Raw genomic sequence first — 17,277 nt, forward strand, 5'->3', positions numbered from 1 at the left:
CTCCTCTGGAATGAAATGGCCGATGGACTTCATACTGCCCCCGACGGATTTGTCGGCAACCAGGCGCATTCCTATGGCGACAGCCTCACCCATCGAGAGCTCTCCACCAAGAGCAGAGCTGGAGATCTGTGAAGGTGTGGGTTACGTGGGCTGGTGACGGCCTGTCGTGTGCTGCGCTTTGCCTGAGGGGTGAGGTATCCCGATGGCGGAGGGCTGACGGCCGAGGAGCGGGTTCGGCGCGAGGGAGTCCGGTCGGCGGCCGCTGATCTGAGCGAGGCGGGGGCCGGTGACCGGGAGGTGGCCCAGTGGTTCCGGGTGACTCGGATGTCGGCGAACCGCTGGCGGCGGGCGTTGGCTTCGAGCGGTCGGCCGGGCCTGGTCTCCAAGGGTCCCGGCGGTGCCCGCTGCAAGCTCGACGCAGCTTAACTACGTGTGCTGGAGGCGTGTTGGATGCCGGTCCGGCCGTCGCGGGCTGGAGCGACCAGTGCTGGCCTCTGGGGAGGATCACCGAGACGGGGGGAGATGCCGTCCGGGTCGCAGGGGCGCCCCACCTTGCGAAGGTGATCGGCGATGACCAGCAAGCAAGACAGGGCCCGGACAGAGAAGCGTCGAAGAGGCCTGCGCAACGTGGACCAGGGTCCTGGACGCCATGGAGGACGGCATCCACTCGGGACGTGAGGCAGGCCGTCCAGGACATGCGGCGGTTGCTCACGCCGTACCACCGGCGTGGCCTCCAAGCTGTCGGAACTCTCGATGCCCTGGCGGCCGACGTGCCTGTCCGAAGTAGATTGATCCACAACGACGTTGGCGCAGAGTCGAAGGGCTGGGACATGTCGTTGGGGATCGAGCCGATCGGGGAAGTCATCGAAGGGCGCAGGGAGGTCGCCGACGACTACTGGGGCGGCATCGAGTCGGTGATCGAGCTCGATGCGAGGTTCCCCCTCGACGCCGTGCAGGGTCTCGATGAGTTCTCGCACCTGGTCGTCGTGTGGCACTTCGACAAGGCCTCGCCCGACGACGTCGAGTACCACGCCCGAAGCCCGCGCGGGAACAGCGCTTGGCCGGCTACCGGCACCTTCGCCCACCGCAATCACCGGAGGCCCAACCAGCTCGCGCAGTCGTTCCCCAGGCTGCTACAGGTCGACGGCCTTCGCCTCCGGGTCGCCGACCTGGACGCAGTGGTGGGAACGAAGATTTACGACCTCTCGCCGTATTTCGATGAGATGGGCCCCCGAGGGCCAGTGCGAGAGCCGAACTGGCCCGGGGAGATGCTGGCCGACTACTGGACCCAGAAGTAGCCCGAGGCACCGCGCCCGGATCAGATCGACGTTCGGCCAGGCGCGCAGGCTGCCTACACATCGGCCATCTGCCCGGATCGTGTGGCAGGTCCAGGAACAGGGATCTTCCGGGTCTTGCAGACCGTCGGCCATTACGGTCGTCGACCTCGGCCTGGCTGATCTTCAGCCGCACCGCGGTCTCGGTCAGATCGAAGTCCTGGGGACCTGATCAACCGAGCGGTCACCGCGACGGCACACCTCGACGATCTCTGCCTTGAACTCCGGCGTGAACGAACAGCAAGGCCGAGGCTTCTTCTTCCCCATGCTCTCCATGATGGACATCCCCCGGCGCTGAACCCCTGATCTCAGATGTCCGCCAAAGCGGATCAAGCCCACCCGCAAGGGACATCGATGGTGATCGTCGCGAAGTCTTCGCCCCGAACTTGGAGATCAAGCCAAGACCGCGTCCTACATGGCGAGTTGGAGGACGCGTTTGTAGCAGCACAGTGCGGCTGCCGGCCCGAGTATGGCCAGGTGGTTGGAGGGGTGGCATTCGTGGCGGTGGCTGAGTCTGCCGTAGCCGGTCAGCCACGCCATGGCCCGTTCGGCGACCCACCTGCGGCGGCCCAGGCGTCCGCTGGACTCGATGCCCTTGCGGGAGGGGGAGGGGGCTGCTGCGGGGGCAGCAGACGTGAAGCGGCAGGCAGCGAAGCGAGGGCGCCGGGCGTGACGGAGCAGGCCGCGAAGCGTTGAACCCAGCGGTGATGGTGCCCGCCGGACAGAGTGTCCAACGACATTGGACGCCAGTCCCCCGTAGCACCTGATGGCAAGCCGCTCAAGAGTGTTTGCTCAACCGCCTTGCTAGCAGGAAGAATCGATCTCGTGGCCAACGCACTGCAGGAATTGGTGAAGAGCCGGCTGGAGCAGCAGGGCTGGTCCTACGGCGACGTGGCCCGGCGCGGCGGCATCCCGCGATCCACCGTCCACCACCTGGCGACCGTCGCGCAGGTGGCCCGTATGCCGCAGCAAGCCACCCTCGAAGGCCTGGCCCGGGGACTGGAACTGCCCCTGGACTCGGTACGTAGAGCCGCCGCCGAAGCCTGCGGTATCCACCTCTACTTCGAGGACCCCGCCGACGCCACGTCCGACCCGGAGATCGCCACCCTCATCGCCAGCGTCCAACGCCTGTCCGAAGCCGACCGCCGCCACGTCACCGCACTCGTCGAGTCCCTCCTGCGCAGCACCCCCGACCCGGATGCCCCCACAGACTCCGGCTCCGGCAACTGATGGGCGGCGTCGGGCCGTTCACCGCCCGTCACCCAGGATCCGCAGCCATCTGATCACCGCGGCCACCGTCTGGTAGTCGAGCTCGGCGATCCGGGTGACGGCGCGGAGGTCGGTCATCCGTGCCGGGATACAGGCCCCGTCCAGGGCACAGTGCAGCATCACCTGGTGCGCCTGAGTGGCCGGCAGGTCCCCCTCCATGCGCATCTGGGGGCGCAGCATCGCGGAGATGGGCAGCGGGGGCGTGGGGTGTTCCAGGGTCATGTTCCGGGTCCTCTCAGGAAGGGGTGCCGTCACCGGTGCGGCCCTGGATACCGGCCCGGCGCATGAGGAGTTCCACCGTCCCGTGGCTGACGGCGATCTCGTACGTCCGGGTGAGTTCGCTATGGATGCGCCGGTATCCGTGGGTTCCGCCGGAGGCGGCGTGGATGGTGGTGATGAGTTCGGTGAGCCAGGTGTGACGGATCGACCGGGCGGAGGGATGGCGGGCGCGCCAGGTGAAGTAGCCGGACTCGGTCACCCCGAGCGCCCGGGTGGCGGTCCGCACGGGCAGCCCTTCGCCGGCCATCACGTGCACTGCCTCGAATCGCCTTTTGGGGACACCACATCGCGCAGCAGATCGGTCGCGCGCCGCAGGGCGGCGAGCTCGGATTCCAGTTCGGCGATTCGCCGGCGTGCGGCCCTGAGGTCCGTCCCCGTGGACGGCTGGGCTCCTCTGCTGAGGTGCGGCAGGTGTCGGCGCCGCCATTGGTAGATGGTCTGGTCGCTGAGGCCGAGAGCGACGGCGACCCTCTTCACGGGCTCGCCGTCGGCGAGCAGGTCCAGGGCTTTGCGGCGCAGTTCGGGCGGGTATCGCGTGGGTCGCATGGGCGTTATCTCAGGGGGAGGTCGGCCCCCGGGTCCGGGAGAGCAGGCCCGGGCCCGGGGAGGCGGTGGGTTCCGTGGGCCCGGAGCGCCGGGGGCTAGTCGATGTGGCGCCGGAGGGTGACGGTGGGCCGCAGGCCCAGTGGGTCGACGGTCTCGCCGTGCGGCGCGGCCGCCACCCCCTGCTGGAGAAGGCTCACGATCTCGGCGGCCAGGGCGTCGGCGTGGCCCTTGACGACGTCGATCGGCTCGCGACTGCGTTCCAGCGCGGCCAGTCGCCGTTCGTACCCGGTGAGTTTGTTTCTGGTTGTCGAGCTCAGTGTGAACCGGTACGGGGTCGAGACGATGAACTGGTAGGCGCCGGCGAAGGTCTCGCAGCCCTCGCAGTGGTCGTTGACGGCCTTGCTGGTGTTCGAGGCGTTGAGGCGCGCGGCCCCGTTCGTGGTGACGACCTGGAAGGACAGCGCGATCGACCGGCAGGGCGCGTCGATCGAACAGCCGACGGAGCGGGCGATCGCCCGGTTGCGTACGCCGGCGCCCACGACCGTGCCGAGCTGATGGATCGTGAACTCCTCGTCGTGGTCGACGCGGTGTCTGGGGTTGGCGAGGGACCGTGCCTCGTCCACGGCGATGCCGACGCCACTGGTGATGCGGGATCCGCTCGCCGCACCTGCTGGGGTCACGGTGGCGAGGCCGGTCAGGCAGACGGTGGTCAGCATGCCCAGGCGCATGGCCGTCCGGCCGACGGTGCCGGTGCGTGGCTTTCGGTGGCTCACTGAAGTTCTCCTTTTGCGGGTGTATGAGCGGCACGGGGCCGGGGAGGTTCACCGGGGTTCAGGGCTGTTCATCGGGGGCCCTGGGGCCCCGGGATTCACCAGGTGAAGGGGTCGGGGAAGCTCTCGGTGGGCAGCGGCGGGGAGGGGCTTGTCGAGGGCGGGGCCGACGGCGAAGCGCTCGGCGTACCGACCGAGGGGCTGGGGCCGGACGGCGCCGGAGTTTGCCTGCGGCTCGGGGTCGGGCTCGAAGTCGCCTTCTTGGGTGTCGGGGAGGCCGTCTTGGTCTTGTCCTCGGCCGAGGGGGAATCGCTCGCCGTGTCGGCCTCGTCGGACGGACTGGCATCGGGCGTCGGCGAGAGCAGGCTCGCCTCCGGTGACGGGCCGGTGAGGAAGGGCGAGTCCGGCTGGGCGTCGTCCTGCGGCGCCTCGTCCGAGGCCGACGGCGATTCCGCCGCGCGGAGCGTTGGCACACCGGGCTGGAGAATGGGGACGATGGGCGGCTGCGGCGGCAGCGGCTTGGGCGTCATCCCGCCCAGCCATGCCGCGCTGAGCGCGGTGGCCGCGGCCAGTACGCCGGCGCAGATGACCAGGCGCAGCCGGAGGTTTCCCTCGGTGGCGCGCCGGATTGCCCGGACGAGCCGCCCGGTCAGGCGCACGGTGAGATACCCCGCGCCGGCCAAGGGGCACAGGATCATGAACTCTCCGACGACGCCGACGAGTCCGGCCGCGATCTGCCCGTCGGCGAAGGCGAACCAGGTTCCGGTCGCCTGCTCGGCCACTGAACGCAGCCCGGTGGCGAGCAGGCGCGGGAGGTTCCACAGGACGTAACCGAGCTCGGCGATGATCAACGGCACCATGGTCAGTACCCAGACGGTCACGATGACCCGTGCGGAGCGCTTGAGACCGGCCACCTCCGGGGTGACCGGCCGGCCCGGCAGCATGCTCAGGAGGATGGGTTTGATCTTGCCGTAGAGGTCGGGGATCCCTGCGAGGTCACCGAGGATGTAGTAGCCGTCCAGCCGGACCGCCGGCATCAGCTGTTCGAGGATCTCGAAGTGCACCAGGTAGACCGCGCCGAGGAAGAAGGGCTGGCCGGTGAGGAGGTAGGCGCCGGCCAGCCCCAGCATGAAGACGACGTTGAAGTAGACGCCGCCCAGGTCGGTGCGGATCCGGCCGGCCCGGTTGATGCGGTAGACGTCGGTGACGTCGGTGTACATCGAGGGCCAGATCAGGAAGAGGCCGAACCCGATGCTTCCGGGGCGCGCGCCCCCGTACCGGCAGGCCGAGGCGTGACCGAACTCGTGGAACACGAGCGAGGCTACGATCAGCGCGAAGACGGCCAGCATCAGGACGGGTTGCTCCAGCACCTGGAGCACCGGCTGTATTGCGCCGTGGTAGCCGAACAGCCAGACGTCCAGCACGGTCACTGCCGCTAGCACCAGGGCCACCACCGAGGGCCGGTGCAGCCAGGCCAGTGCCGTGGCGATACGGGCGACCTGCCGCTCGCGGAAGATCACCCGGTGGCCCTTGAGGACCAGGAGGAGGTCGGACCGGGGACCGGCGACTACCTGCTCGTCCGCCTGCTCGCACGGGACGGTGAGGCCGAGCGGTTCGAGCTTGCGCTCCACGAGGTAGTGGATGTTGTCCGCGCTGATCTCGCGCCCGAAGCGACCGCTGACCCGGTGGGAGATGCCCTCGGTGTCGCGTACGCCGTCGATGGCTTCGACCACGAGATAGAGCAGCCGGGAGAGCTGGACCACCTGTCCGTCCTCCCGGCGGACCAGATACTTGCGTTCCGTGAAGCCGGATCCCTGGTACTCGCCCAGGCGTTGAAGCCCTGCGCCGAGTCGCGGGACGGGGAAGAGCGGTTCCTCGTACACGTCCCCGGGAAACGTTTTGTCTACGTCCCGGACCGCCGTCCCCATGGGAGCGGGGTCATGGGCTGCCCCCTGACCGTCGGCCATCGTCCTGCCCTCCCTCCCCGGTGCGGACCGCGTCGCCACGAGCACGGTCCGCACGCGTCGCGTGCCGTTACTGGCTGATGTTGATGGTCTGGTTGGCCTCGGAGGCGGCGATGGCCTCGGGGGAGTTGAGGTTCGCCGCCAGCGAGTTGTTGTGGGCGTCGACGTAGGCGACGTGCCGCGTCACGTTGGTCGTCTTGACGAAGCTGAACTTCAGCCGGCCCAGGGCCTCACGGTCGGGCAGCAGTTCCGCGGATTCCTCGTTGAGCTGTTCGTTGTTCATGGTGAAACCTCTTTCGGGATGAAGGGTCGGTTACTGGTGGACGTTGATGGTCTGGGTGCCCGCGGACTGGGCGATGGCCTCGGGGGAGCAGGCGTTCACCGCGAGCGAGTTGTTCTGGGCCTGGACGTAGGCGACGTGCCGCGTCACGTTGGTCGTCTTGACGAAGCTGAACTTCAGCCGGCCCAGGGCCTCACGGCCGGGCAGCAGCTCTGCGGACTCCGCGTCCAGGTCACGCATGCCGAGCATGGTGGTTCCTTTACTGAATGGGCATGGACGGTCACATCCGATCCCGGACGTCCATTCATGCCGGACGATCTGTCTGACGAGATTGGACAGTAGACCGTTCAAGAACCTTGGACAACCACTTCACGCACATCGCCCCTCACCGGACACATCACCCATCGAGGGAAACGGCAGGTGGGAGCGCGAATGGCCGGACACGAACTCCGCCCGACACTCGTCGCGCTACCACCCGATTGGGTCAACTGGGGCCCATTCGGCCCATGTTGCGCGGCTCCACCACGGCTATCCTCTCGACCCCCAAGACGGGTGAACCACCCGAAACCTCCGCGAGAGGGGTGCACGTGCTTGTCGTCCCAGGAGTGTCCGCGACCGCCGTCGTGCGGGGCAGGACGGGAGAGCCGGTGGTCCTGCTCTCCGGCGAGCTCCCCGAGGCCCTCACCCCCGCCGCCCTCGACGAGCTGCTGAACCTGGCCGCCGCAGTGCTCGACGCCGAGGAGCTGCGGCTGTTCCGGAACTGCCTGTCCGCACTGCACTGCGGCGAGAAACTCGACGAACGCCGTATCGAGGTGAGCGGAGCCGTCCTGACCGTCTACCGAAGCTGACCGCGCTGAACCGACTGCGCACAACACGGGGCGAATGCACCGCGGCAGATTTCCGTTTCCGCAGGGTAGAACTCTCCGCTCATGAAAACGGCAGAGAATTCTTCAACGCATTACCCGGGGCGGTCCAGAAGTCTTTTTGATATTTCACGGTGGCTCGCAACACGACCACGACATACCGGAGTTGCTTCACCCTCAAGAGTGTTTCCGGCCGCCGCGGAAGCGAGACCCGGAAATGCCCGGTAAGCAAAGCTCAGAGCATGTCTGGGGCGCCGCGGAACCCTACGTCGATTGTGGTCCGGTAAGTCGTCCATAGCCGGTTTGATGAATGAGTGGAGGTTCGTTGCCGAGTAATGTCTGGCACGCCATCCGGCAATTCATCGAAACAAGGAGAAACACGGTGAGAAAACTGGCACGCGCCACCGCGACAGCCGCCCTGACCGTCGCAGCGATCGCCATCCCCCTGACGGGCACGGCCCTGGCCTCCACCGCGACGGCCGCCCCGGCCCAAACCCACCGGTTCCTGCACAAGGGGGCCCTCCACGACAACGGCTGGTGCGGGGACTACCGGTACAACCGGCACCACCGCGGGCACTACTGGAGCCGGTGGGACGACAACTGCGGCTACCGCAAGGACTGGAGGGGCTACCGCCACGTCAACTACCGCGCCTACAGCGACTACAACGACTACAGGAACTGTGACCGCAACTTCTGATCCGGTCTGATCGGGCGCCACCCGATGTAGGGCGCACCCGATGCGGGGCTCCCGGGAGCAACTCCCGGGCGCCCCGCGGCCGTGTCCGGGATCAGCTTCGGTAGACGGTCAGGACGGCTCCGCTCACCTCGATACGGCGTTCGTCGAGTTTCTCGCCGCAGTGCAGTGCGGACAGGCAGTTCCGGAACAGCCGCAGCTCCTCGGCGTCGAGCACTGCGGCGGCCAGGTTCAGCAGCTCGTCGAGGGCGGCGGGGGTGAGGGCCTCGGGGAGCTCGCCGGAGAGCAGGACCACCGGCTCTCCCGTTCTGCCCCGCACGACGGCGGTCGCGGACACTCCATGGACGACAAGCACGCTGGCCCCCCTCTCTCTCCCCGGAGGCTTCGGGCGGTTCAACGCGGCCCGTGCGACGAGAGGATAGCCCCAATGGAACGATTTTTACGGCGATCTGATGCTTCGCCACACAATGGACGCCCGTGCGGGGAAGCCCCTGGCGGGGAAGCCCCTAGCGGGGAAGCCCCTAGCGGGGACCCTCGGGGGTGCTGCGCAGGAGGGACTCGACGAGTGCGGTGACGTGGCGGCGGTCGGCTTCGGACAGGCGTTGGACGCTGGCGATGAGGGTGGCGATCTCTGGGTCGGACGTGGCGTCGGCGGGGTCCTCGAAGTAGAGGTGGATACCGCAGGCTTCGGCGGCGGCTCTACGTACCGAGTCCAGGGGCAGTTCCAGTCCCCGGGCCAGGCCTTCGAGGGTGGCTTGCTGCGGCATACGGGCCACCTGCGCGACGGTCGCCAGGTGGTGGACGGTGGATCGCGGGATGCCGCCGCGCCGGGCCACGTCGCCGTAGGACCAGCCCTGCTGCTCCAGCCGGCTCTTCACCAATTCCTGCAGTGCGTTGGCCACGAGATCGATTCTTCCTGCTAGCGACAAGCTGACGCGTTCGGGCGAGATCGAGTCTATGTCGGTGCGTGTGGGGACGATCACGCGAAAGAGGCTTCCCGGTGAACCGAGAAGCGATGTGAGCCGCTCGCAGGTAGCGCACCAGGTCAAAGCCACGCACCAGGGGTGGGGTGCGGCTCGCACTGTCCACGGTGAAAGGAATCAATGACGTGGGCACCAGGGTGCCGTCCACGATCAGCGCAGCGTCCTTGGCGAACCACCGGCGCGGCTGCAGGGCGCGCTTCGGCCCGAGATCGTCGGTCACCCGGGCGGCAGCCGACTTCGACACCCTGAACAGCGGGGCCAGTTGTCGCATGGTCAGGTTCGTCCGCCAGTACGCGACGACCAGCAGCACCCGGTCCTCCAGGACAGTCCACGGTCGGCCGCCCCGGCCGCCGGCGTCAGCGCCCTAGCGACGCAGTTGGGTAACCAACTTGCCGAAGGCGCGGGGGCCCAGCCCGGTGAACGGGGCTGTCCAGGACGGCTCGGACGCCGCAACCAAGAACATCCCACCGACAGTCAGCCGACCAGATGCAGGTCCCCACGCCAACTCCCACATTGCACGCTGCCGGTGGAGAAGCGGATCTCCACGCCGACCCGTCCGGTGCGGGCGTCGAACCTCTGGTCCACCGCGAGCACGACCTCACGCGCGTAGCGGGCAAACGGCGTCCCGCGTTCACTCGCCACCACTTCGACCCAGCCGCTCGCACCAAGGTCGTATCCCGCGTGGGGTGCCGCGTCATCCACGATCAGGCACCAGTCGGAGCCAGTGGTGATGTGGATGAAGCCACCGACGTCGTCGACGAGCCAGATCTCCAGCGGGCCGGCCGCATCCTCGCAACCGCGGCGGTGCCAGGCGGCCACGACCTGCTGGACGGGACGTCCCGCCAGGCGGTCGATGCCCACCCCCGCCCCATGCAGCGGACACTCGTGCGGTTCCGTCGATATCACCCGCAGACCGTACGCGGCGTCGAGCGGCAGGTCACAGGGATTACGGGGCAGCCCTTAAAGGGCTCGCAGATCAGGCGGAGCACCGGTCGCACCAGCAGCTCCTCCGCCCCCGTACCGCCGCTGCTCTACCACGGATCCTTGACGGCTGACCTCGCCACGGCGGGGAACAGTTCCCAGGCCGGACGGCCCATCGCCTCAGATGCCGCACGGCCGAAGAACTCTTCTGCATCTGCGGTGCACTCGAGCACGGTTCCCGACGCGTCCACGACCAGCAGCGCGTCGTCGGAAGCCATAGGACGGATCGCCTCCGTCCGTTCTCTCCCGACAGTGTCACCTGGCCACACATCTTTGCCTGCGTGCTCGCTTCCCTCCAGATTGCGGCCCTCATCAGGGATCCGCACGTCGGCGCCGCACGGGCACCCGGAGCCGTGCGCGCGGTGCCCGCGAATGCCAGATCTTCCCGAGAAGGCCGGACACATCGGCCGAGCTGGGAGGCGCGGAACAACCGGGCTGCCCGGCCGAAGGTCAAAGCCTCGAGAGTGGTGGGCTCGTAGCACCGTCCGTTGCGGGGGACGTTGACGCGGGGCGGGCGAAGGATCATCCATTCGGCCCGTAGTGATTGCCGTAGGACGGAGTTGGGGGTGGGCTGTTGAGTGCGCCTGGCGATAGTCGCGGGCGCCGAGAGGGTGGGGCGCCCGCTGCCGAACGCGCGGGGCCGGCCCTCGTCGACCCACACAAGATTTGGAGATCCCCATGCCTTACCGCAAGGGACAGCACGTGGAGTACCGGGACCAGCAGGACGAGCTTCAGCGGGGCGAGATCCGCAGCACCGAGGGCAGCGGGGCGCAGGCTCGCTACGCCGTCCAGAACGAGGCGACCCTGAGCGAGGACAAGATCAGCGAGCACCAGATCGAGCGGGAGCTGTAGTAACACCCCCGCCGACGCAGCCCGCCGTTGCACCGAACCAAGGTGCAACGGCGGGCTCCTGGATTCCTGCGACAGCAGCGGTAGCCGGCATCCCGGGCAGACATGGTCGAGGTCGAGGTAATCGATGTCGCTCAATTCCGCGACCAGGTCGCTCGCACATCTGCCGACGTCCTTGCTCGACAACACTCCCTACGTGCGGAACAACTCGGTCCCGCCGAACAAGCCCACCGCCGGCTCCTCCTCGACACCTTCGACGACAAGGCTCACCGGATCGAAGCTGCCGCCGACCGGGCCCGAGCCCGTTTCGGCCCGCACGCCATCCGGCCAGCCATCCTTGCCACCCCACCCCGCCGCTGATCCACTTCACGGCCGGACGCTCAGGCGGGTCTCACGGTCGCCTAGGTGGGTGGCGTGGCTCCGGCGGCCGACTCTCCCCCAACCGCTCCGGATCTACGGCCGGGACCAACCGCTCGGCGATCCACGCCTCCAAGTCGGACAGCCTGTAGATGACCTTCCGGCAGTAATTGGTCGAGGGCTGCCCGATCCCCTTCCACCGGTAGTTGTGCAGGGTCTTCACTGCCAGTCCGGTCATTCGGGAGGCTTCGTCGATCCAGACGTAGCCCGCCGGCGCGGGAGATCAGTTCTGCGCACGAGGAATTGGCGTCAGTCGATTACGCGAGGAGCGGCGACAGATTGAAGCCGGCGAGGGTGTTGATCGCCTTCTTCCAGTTGTAGGTGCTTCCCGCGGCCGTCTCCGGCGAGCGGCGGATCGAAACCACCCCAACTGCCCCACCAGCCAGGCGCAGACCGAGCTTGCCTCAGCCCTGGCCGCACACCCGGTCCTGCGCCTCAGATCGCTTCGGCCTCGGGGCGGACGACCTGCTCGGCAAAGTTGCCGAGTCGCGTGGCCAACTGCTCGAGCGCGGCGGCCGCGTAGTGGTCGGGGCTCCAGCATGCGTGGATGGGGAGCTGGACGGGAGCGCCATCGGTGTCGAGGACGAGGACGGGTCGCGTACCGAACCGCGGCAACTCGGTCCCGATCGCGACGCCACGCCGCCCTGCCGCCAGGGCGTGGCGCATCTGCTCCCACGGGACCTCGGTGTGGCGTTGATACCGGAGGCGGGCCGCGATGACAGCTGCGTCGAGAACGGTGCGCGTCGGGTCCGTTCGGCCCGGAAGGAGGAGAGGCTGCTCCATCAGCTCGTCCAGCGTGACGCCGGTGTCGCGGGCCCAGGGGTGGCCCGGGTTGACGTAAGCGTGGAGCGGCACGCGGGTGAGGCGTTGCCAGGCAAGGCCGCCCGCGGGGGGCACGTTCGCGGCGATGCCGAAGTCGTGTCCGGCGGCGACCGCCTCGTGCACCTCGTCGCCGAGGACCGAGACGACGGCGATGAACGGGTCGTCGTCGTCGAGGGTGGCGACGAACGGAGCGAGGACGTAGTCCAGCGTGGTGGGGGCTGCCACGCAGGAGATCCGGGTCAGCTGTCCGTCGGCCATCTGTCCCGCGACCGTCGTCAGCCGGTCGGCCCGGGTGAGCAGGTCGTGCGCCACGTCGAGCGTGTGGCGGCCCGCGTCCGTGAGGGACAGCCGATGGCCGTTGCGGCGGAAGAGCGTGACGCCGAGGTCGCGCTCCAGGCGCTGGATCTGGCGGGACACCGCGGGCTGAGCGATGTGCAGCTGGTTGGCGGCGGCCGTGACGGTACCGAGTTGCGCGACAGTCAGAAAGCACCGTAGGTGTCGTAGCTCCATGCCTCATCATGCCGAAACGGCATCATGATGGGTAGTAGTTAGGTCTTGGACAGGAGTAGGTGACCGGGATCACCATCTCCTCCATGACCTCCTCAGACATCTCGTCCGGCAACTGGCTCACCCCACCTCACCACCGACTCGGTCTGCACCGGGTCGAGGACTTGGTCCCCTGCACGACCATCGCTCGCGGTGAGGCGTCGGCACGCATGCTGGTGCCCGCGAGTGAGCCCTTGGACTGGGACCTTCTGACCGTGCCGGGCCCCCTAGGGGGGCCGATCAGCGCAGAGGAGTTCCTCGCTCGCACGCACACCGACGGCATCCTCGTGCTACGCGGCGACACGATCCTCGCAGAGCGCTACTTCGGTGAGTTCACCTCCGCGTCTCACCACATCGTGATGTCCATCTCGAAGTCGTTCGCCGGCATGCTGGCCGGGGTGCTGGCCGCCGCCGACCTCCTCGACCTCGAGGCGACCGTCCCGACGTACGTCCCGGAACTGGCGGCGGGTTCGTACGCCGGTGCCACCGTGGGGCAGCTGCTCGACATGACCGCGGCGCCGCACTACGACATGTCGTACCTGGAGCCCACCGCAGAGGTTCACGCGGGCGACCGCGCTGCCGGATGGCGGCCGCGACGGCCCGAGGACGTGGTCGGCACCCGGCCGTTCCTGGCCCAGTTGCGCGGCGCCGGCCGGCACGGCGCCGACTTCCAGTACTGCTCGGGGACCACCGACGTCCTCGCGTGGGTGCTCGAACGCGCCGGCGGCGCGGGCTACGGCGAGCTGATGCGGCGACATCTCTGGTCGTGGATCGGCGCCGAGGACGACGCCTTCGTCACGGTCGACGACCACGGAACGCCCTATGCGTGCGCCGGGATGGGGATGCGACTGCGCGATCTCGCGCGATTCGGGCGCCTGATTCTCGACGACGGGTGGCGCGAGGGCACACCCGTGGTGCCGGCTGACTGGATCGCGCGGACGCGCCGCGGGGGGCACTTCCCGACCACGACAGAGTCCGACTCGGCGGCGGGTGGCACCTACAAGAACCAGTGGTGGATCCCGGGCGACGACCACGGGTCCTTCTACGGTGTCGGCATCTTCGGCCAGTACCTCTGGCTCGACCCGCAGAGCGACGTCGTCATCGCGAAGTTCTCCGCCACCGACCAGCCGGTCGCCGACACACCCGCTCACCTGGACGCGCTGGGCGCCATCGCCCGTGCGGCCGCCCTGACCCGGCAGGAGGCGTGAGATGGACCGCAACCGATCACACGGCGAATCGATCGAGCAGCACTCGATCGACTACGTCCCGCCCGAGGAGCGCCACGGCAAGCCGTGGCACCTGTTCACGGTCTGGTTCTCCAGCAACGTGCAGATCACCGGGTTCGTCACCGGCGTCCTGGCGGTCACCCTCGGACTCGACCTTCCCTGGGCCGTCGCCACCATCCTGATCGGCAACCTCGTCGGCGCCGTGTTCATGGCCTACCACTCGATCCAAGGTCCCCGTCTGGGCGTGCCGCAGATGATCCAGAGCCGTGCGCAGTTCGGATTCCTCGGCACACTGCTGCCGGTCGTGATCGTCCTGTGCATGTACATGGGATTCGGTATCGAGGGTGGCGTCATCACCGGGCAGGCCTTCGCGAACTGGGCCCACATCTCGTTCACCTGGTCGGTGATCATCCAGGGCGCGGTCCCGGCGGTCATCGCGATCGTCGGGTACAAGTTCATCCACCTGTCGACCCGGGTGGTCAGCGTGGTCTCGGGGCTGCTGTTCCTCGCCCTCACGATCGCGTTGGCCGGTCACTTGCCGGAACACCTGCCGAGCGGCCCGGCTCCGTCGTTCGGCACCGTCCTGCTCGTCATATCGATCTTCGTCTCGTGGCAGCTGACCTGGGCGCCGTACGTCTCGGACTACTCTCGCTACCTCCCCGAGGACACCCCGTCGCGGACCACGTTCCTGTGGACCTACGCCGGCTCGGCACTCGGCTCCTCGTGGGTGATGATCCTCGGCGCGTTCGCCGCCACGATCAGTGCCGAGGCGGTGGGCGACGATGCCGTCGGGATGCTCAGCCAGCAGATCCCGGCGCTGAGCTCGGCCATCCTGCTCGCCATCGTCATCGGCATCGTCCCTGCCGGCGTGTACGGCTACTACGGTATGTACCTCACCGCGGTCAGCGCCTTCTCGGCCAAGGGCCACGGCTCGGCGACGCCGCTGGTGCGCGCCGTCTTCATCGTGGTGAGCGCCGCGCTCACGATCGCAGCCACGCTGATGGCAAGCGGCCACATCCTGAGCACTGTTGAGCACATCACGTTGTTCCTGCTGTATCTGCTGGTGCCGTGGACCGCCATCAACCTCACCGACTACTACGTCGTGCGGCGCGGCCACTACGACATCGGCGAGCTCTTCCGGCCTCGGGGCGAGTACGGCTTGGTGAACTGGCCGGCCGTCGTTGTCTATCTGGTCGCCATTGCGGCGCAGATCCCCTTCATCAGCAGCAGCCTCTACACCGGGCCGCTGGTCGACTACCTGGGCGGCGCCGACATCTCCTGGATCGTCGGCCTGCTGGTGGCGACGGTGCTGTACCTGGCCTATACGCGGCGTACCCGAAAGGTCGCGCAACCCGTCGGCGCGCGAGCATCGGCACCCGGCTCGGACGCGCCGCTTTCGGTCGACTGAGCGTCCAAGGTCTGCGCAAGCCGCGACGGGGATGCTCGCCGGCGAGGTCAGGCGAAGGGATCCCGATGGGCGTCGATGGGGCCGTCGCCCGCTGCGTGCGGAAATGAGGGCTGCTGCTGGTCGTGATGGTGTCGACCTTGGCAGGATGCTCCGGATCGTTGTCACCGTCCGATCAGGACGGCGATGCGAAGCTGGTGAGGTCTCGGCAGTGCGTAGTGCCGAGCACCGGAGCGGGGCGGCCGCGCGGGCGGCGTCGAGCCGGATGCGGTGGTTCATCACCGCATCCGGCTCGACGACGATGTCGACGCTGACGCCAGGGGTCTCCACGATCGCTTGGTCGCCGGTCTCGGGTGCGGGGACGCGCAGCAGGTTCAGGGGGACTTGGGGCAGAGTGGTCGAGAAGTGGGGCCCGGTGCTACGTCCACCGCCCCGGCCCTTCATGAAGACCTGGAAGATCCTCCGCAACTGCCGCCTCAAGGGCGAGGGCGTTCACCACGCCATGCTGGGCATCGCCCATCTGCACAACCTCGCCCTCACGGGGCAACTCCCGCCCCATACGAGGCCGGAGAGACTCAAGGGAGGCGGTTCCCCGCCGCCCCGGCTCAGAGAATGCTCAATCGATACAGAACTCGTTGCCCTCGATGTCCAGCATCGGGATGCACGCGTCGTTGCCGTCATACAGCGTTTGCACGTGTACCGCACCGAGAGGGACCAGTCGCGCGCATTCGGCCTCAAGTGCGGCGAGGCGCTCCTTACCCACGAGTCCGGTGCCGACCCGCACATCAAGATGAACCCGGTTCTTGACGGCCTTCCCCTCGGGAACGCGCTGGAAGTACAGTCGCGGGCCCACGCCTGAGGGATCCATGCAGGCGAACCATGAATCCCGCTGCTCAGGTGGCTGCGAACGCTTGAAATCGTCCCAAGTGGCAAACCCCTCTGGTGGCGGAGGTATTACGTACCCCAACACCTGGCACCAGAATCGAGCGAGACGCTCAGGTTCTGCGCAGTCAAAGGTGACTTGGAACTTCTTGATCGCTGACATCGGCGCACCGTAGCAGGCGGACTCTGCCGCTCATCTCCCCAGGTAGATCTGCGGCCACCCATCGCGCTCTGGGCAGCTTTGGACGCCAAGTGATCAAACCGGACAGTCCACACGAACGGCGTGACCGTAGTGGTGAGCCCAGCGGTGGTCACCACGATCCAGTCCTGACCAACCACCCTCATGCCAAAGGTCAGTTACCGGACAGCCCTTAGGCTCCGGATATGGCGCCGATGTAGCTGTGGGGTTCAGCTATGGCTCTGCTGCGACGCCTCCGGAAATCCTGGGCCGCCCCTGGACCGTGCGAGGTTGCCCGAGGCCACTCAATGGCGACCGACCGGGTCCCCCAACCATCTGTGTTTCCCCGAGGTGTAGCCGTCCCACAAGGTGGGTCGTTTATTGAAGTGAACGGATCACGTGCCATTGAGGCAAGCAATCGAGGGGCCCTTATGAGCGATGTCCACGTACGTATCGGTAACTACCGGTCCACTTACCACACCGACCTTCACTGTCCGTCACTGAACGGCAAACAGGACACCTCCATGGGCCAGAAGTCCATGCCCGAGGACGACGCCAAAGAGCTTGGTCTCACAGCCTGCCGGCATTGCAAGAAGTGACTGCATGTCTGGTGGAACTGGGCCGACCGGCGGGAAGAGCCGCTGGAGGTCTGCCGGGTGCCAGAGCTGTTCTGCTGACATCCCTCACTGACATCAACAGCCACGGACAACAGCGGCTACCGGCGGTCGCCCTGACCCAAGTGCCCGCAGGACGGGCCTACTGCACCAGGATGGATCGAACTCCTGAAGCGGGTGTCGCCCCAACGCCCAAGGCAATGTCGCCCGCAGCGCGCAGCCCGTGCTATTCGGCTAGGTAGGCAAGTCGGTCATCCGTCGGCCGGGGTATCACAGATCCACCCCGCACCTGCCACTCAACTTGCGGAGCCACCTCGCTACTAACCACGAAGAGTCCGAGAACCCGGTCCCCGTCCTCGTCGGAGGCAGGGAGGG

22 protein-coding genes and 5 pseudogenes are annotated in these 17,277 nt (G+C 67.7%); 10 read left to right on the forward strand and 17 right to left on the reverse strand.

The window, feature by feature from the left end:
• The first annotated feature begins 297 nt into the window (after positions 1 to 297).
• Together OG698_RS09070 and OG698_RS09075 are read left to right on the forward strand one after the other, a co-directional pair.
• Positions 298 to 426 (forward strand): hypothetical protein, encoded by a 129-nt coding sequence (locus OG698_RS09070; RefSeq protein ID WP_406110925.1) that lies wholly within the window; start codon positions 298 to 300, stop codon positions 424 to 426.
• Positions 427 to 830: 404 nt separating this feature from the next.
• The gene (locus OG698_RS09075) at positions 831 to 1,298 is read left to right on the forward strand and encodes a TrmO family methyltransferase (RefSeq protein WP_406110927.1); all 468 of its coding nucleotides are present in this window, start codon (positions 831 to 833) and stop codon (positions 1,296 to 1,298) included.
• Positions 1,299 to 1,745: 447 nt separating this feature from the next.
• On the opposite strand, the pseudogene OG698_RS09080 reads toward OG698_RS09075, so the two are convergent.
• Positions 1,746 to 1,937: pseudogene (locus OG698_RS09080) on the reverse strand (transposase); the annotation flags it as partial.
• 222 nt (positions 1,938 to 2,159) lie between these two features.
• Here OG698_RS09080 and OG698_RS09085 point away from each other — a divergent pair.
• Positions 2,160 to 2,564 carry a helix-turn-helix domain-containing protein gene (locus OG698_RS09085; protein ID WP_406102521.1) on the forward strand — a complete coding sequence of 135 codons (405 nt, stop codon included), beginning with the start codon at positions 2,160 to 2,162 and terminating at the stop codon, positions 2,562 to 2,564.
• An 18-nt stretch (positions 2,565 to 2,582) separates the two neighbouring features.
• On the opposite strand, the gene OG698_RS09090 is transcribed toward OG698_RS09085, so the two are convergent.
• From OG698_RS09090 to OG698_RS09120, 7 genes are all read right to left on the reverse strand, one after another.
• Positions 2,583 to 2,825: a hypothetical protein gene (locus OG698_RS09090; protein WP_406102522.1), complete on the reverse strand. Its 243-nt coding sequence runs from the start codon at positions 2,823 to 2,825 to the stop codon at positions 2,583 to 2,585.
• Positions 2,826 to 2,838: 13 nt separating this feature from the next.
• Complete coding sequence (locus OG698_RS09095) at positions 2,839 to 3,129, reverse strand: IS3 family transposase (RefSeq protein WP_406102523.1); 291 nt, start codon at positions 3,127 to 3,129, stop codon at positions 2,839 to 2,841.
• Complete coding sequence (locus tag OG698_RS09100) at positions 3,129 to 3,428, reverse strand: transposase (protein ID WP_406102524.1); 300 nt, start codon at positions 3,426 to 3,428, stop codon at positions 3,129 to 3,131. The genes OG698_RS09095 and OG698_RS09100 overlap by 1 nt, the downstream gene beginning before the upstream one ends.
• Before the next feature lie 95 nt (positions 3,429 to 3,523).
• The gene (locus OG698_RS09105) at positions 3,524 to 4,201 is read right to left on the reverse strand and encodes a hypothetical protein (RefSeq protein WP_406102525.1); all 678 of its coding nucleotides are present in this window, start codon (positions 4,199 to 4,201) and stop codon (positions 3,524 to 3,526) included.
• A 95-nt stretch (positions 4,202 to 4,296) separates the two neighbouring features.
• On the reverse strand, positions 4,297 to 6,165 hold the full coding sequence (locus OG698_RS09110; RefSeq protein WP_406102526.1) for a hypothetical protein: 1,869 nt from the start codon (positions 6,163 to 6,165) through the stop codon (positions 4,297 to 4,299).
• Positions 6,166 to 6,232: 67 nt separating this feature from the next.
• Positions 6,233 to 6,445 carry a hypothetical protein gene (locus tag OG698_RS09115; RefSeq protein ID WP_116501074.1) on the reverse strand — a complete coding sequence of 71 codons (213 nt, stop codon included), beginning with the start codon at positions 6,443 to 6,445 and terminating at the stop codon, positions 6,233 to 6,235.
• 30 nt (positions 6,446 to 6,475) lie between these two features.
• Positions 6,476 to 6,691: a hypothetical protein gene (locus tag OG698_RS09120; RefSeq protein WP_406102527.1), complete on the reverse strand. Its 216-nt coding sequence runs from the start codon at positions 6,689 to 6,691 to the stop codon at positions 6,476 to 6,478.
• 356 nt (positions 6,692 to 7,047) lie between these two features.
• Between OG698_RS09120 and OG698_RS09125 the strand changes: the two genes are divergently transcribed.
• Both OG698_RS09125 and OG698_RS09130 read left to right on the forward strand, forming a co-directional pair.
• The gene (locus tag OG698_RS09125) at positions 7,048 to 7,290 is read left to right on the forward strand and encodes a hypothetical protein (protein WP_399974003.1); all 243 of its coding nucleotides are present in this window, start codon (positions 7,048 to 7,050) and stop codon (positions 7,288 to 7,290) included.
• Between the two features lie 397 nt (positions 7,291 to 7,687).
• Entirely contained in the window at positions 7,688 to 8,002 is a 315-nt protein-coding gene (locus OG698_RS09130; protein ID WP_406102530.1) for a hypothetical protein, read from the forward strand.
• Positions 8,003 to 8,093: 91 nt separating this feature from the next.
• On the opposite strand, the gene OG698_RS09135 is transcribed toward OG698_RS09130, so the two are convergent.
• The 5 genes and pseudogenes from OG698_RS09135 to OG698_RS09155 all read right to left on the reverse strand — a co-directional run bounded on the left by OG698_RS09135 (position 8,094) and on the right by OG698_RS09155 (position 10,181).
• On the reverse strand, positions 8,094 to 8,354 hold the full coding sequence (locus tag OG698_RS09135; protein ID WP_406102532.1) for a hypothetical protein: 261 nt from the start codon (positions 8,352 to 8,354) through the stop codon (positions 8,094 to 8,096).
• Positions 8,355 to 8,520: 166 nt separating this feature from the next.
• Positions 8,521 to 8,901 (reverse strand): helix-turn-helix domain-containing protein, encoded by a 381-nt coding sequence (locus OG698_RS09140; protein WP_406102533.1) that lies wholly within the window; start codon positions 8,899 to 8,901, stop codon positions 8,521 to 8,523.
• A gap of 205 nt (positions 8,902 to 9,106) precedes the next feature.
• A pseudogene (locus tag OG698_RS09145) lies at positions 9,107 to 9,445 on the reverse strand (transposase family protein); the annotation flags it as partial.
• An 11-nt stretch (positions 9,446 to 9,456) separates the two neighbouring features.
• Complete coding sequence (locus OG698_RS09150; RefSeq protein WP_406102535.1) at positions 9,457 to 9,843, reverse strand: hypothetical protein; 387 nt, start codon at positions 9,841 to 9,843, stop codon at positions 9,457 to 9,459.
• A gap of 170 nt (positions 9,844 to 10,013) precedes the next feature.
• Positions 10,014 to 10,181: a PAS domain-containing protein gene (locus tag OG698_RS09155; RefSeq protein ID WP_406102536.1), complete on the reverse strand. Its 168-nt coding sequence runs from the start codon at positions 10,179 to 10,181 to the stop codon at positions 10,014 to 10,016.
• 460 nt (positions 10,182 to 10,641) lie between these two features.
• Between OG698_RS09155 and OG698_RS09160 the strand changes: the two genes are divergently transcribed.
• Entirely contained in the window at positions 10,642 to 10,815 is a 174-nt protein-coding gene (locus tag OG698_RS09160; RefSeq protein WP_406102537.1) for a hypothetical protein, read from the forward strand.
• A gap of 177 nt (positions 10,816 to 10,992) precedes the next feature.
• Positions 10,993 to 11,172 (forward strand): annotated as a pseudogene (locus OG698_RS09165) (hypothetical protein); the annotation flags it as partial.
• Between the two features lie 31 nt (positions 11,173 to 11,203).
• On the opposite strand, the gene OG698_RS09170 reads toward OG698_RS09165, so the two are convergent.
• Both OG698_RS09170 and OG698_RS09175 read right to left on the reverse strand, forming a co-directional pair.
• The gene (locus OG698_RS09170) at positions 11,204 to 11,425 is read right to left on the reverse strand and encodes a helix-turn-helix domain-containing protein (protein WP_406110929.1); all 222 of its coding nucleotides are present in this window, start codon (positions 11,423 to 11,425) and stop codon (positions 11,204 to 11,206) included.
• 239 nt (positions 11,426 to 11,664) lie between these two features.
• On the reverse strand, positions 11,665 to 12,561 hold the full coding sequence (locus OG698_RS09175; protein ID WP_406102538.1) for a LysR family transcriptional regulator: 897 nt from the start codon (positions 12,559 to 12,561) through the stop codon (positions 11,665 to 11,667).
• 83 nt (positions 12,562 to 12,644) lie between these two features.
• Here OG698_RS09175 and OG698_RS09180 point away from each other — a divergent pair, with 83 nt between their 5' ends.
• Together OG698_RS09180 and OG698_RS09185 are read left to right on the forward strand one after the other, a co-directional pair.
• Entirely contained in the window at positions 12,645 to 13,805 is a 1,161-nt protein-coding gene (locus OG698_RS09180) for a serine hydrolase domain-containing protein (protein ID WP_406102540.1), read from the forward strand.
• Position 13,806: 1 nt separating this feature from the next.
• On the forward strand, positions 13,807 to 15,231 hold the full coding sequence (locus tag OG698_RS09185; protein ID WP_406102541.1) for a purine-cytosine permease family protein: 1,425 nt from the start codon (positions 13,807 to 13,809) through the stop codon (positions 15,229 to 15,231).
• 231 nt (positions 15,232 to 15,462) lie between these two features.
• On the opposite strand, the pseudogene OG698_RS09190 reads toward OG698_RS09185, so the two are convergent.
• A pseudogene (locus tag OG698_RS09190) lies at positions 15,463 to 15,609 on the reverse strand (transcriptional regulator); the annotation flags it as partial.
• Between the two features lie 61 nt (positions 15,610 to 15,670).
• On the opposite strand from OG698_RS09190, the pseudogene OG698_RS09195 reads away from it, so the two are divergent.
• A pseudogene (locus tag OG698_RS09195) lies at positions 15,671 to 15,772 on the forward strand (IS5/IS1182 family transposase); the annotation flags it as partial.
• Positions 15,773 to 15,844: 72 nt separating this feature from the next.
• On the opposite strand, the gene OG698_RS09200 reads toward OG698_RS09195, so the two are convergent.
• A complete protein-coding gene (locus OG698_RS09200) occupies positions 15,845 to 16,273 on the reverse strand; it encodes a VOC family protein (RefSeq protein WP_399973963.1) in 429 nt (142 codons plus the stop codon).
• Positions 16,274 to 17,277 lie beyond the last annotated feature (1,004 nt).

It is taken from the genome of Streptomyces sp. NBC_01003 (genome assembly GCF_045162695.1).
Classification (GTDB): domain Bacteria; phylum Actinomycetota; class Actinomycetes; order Streptomycetales; family Streptomycetaceae; genus Streptomyces.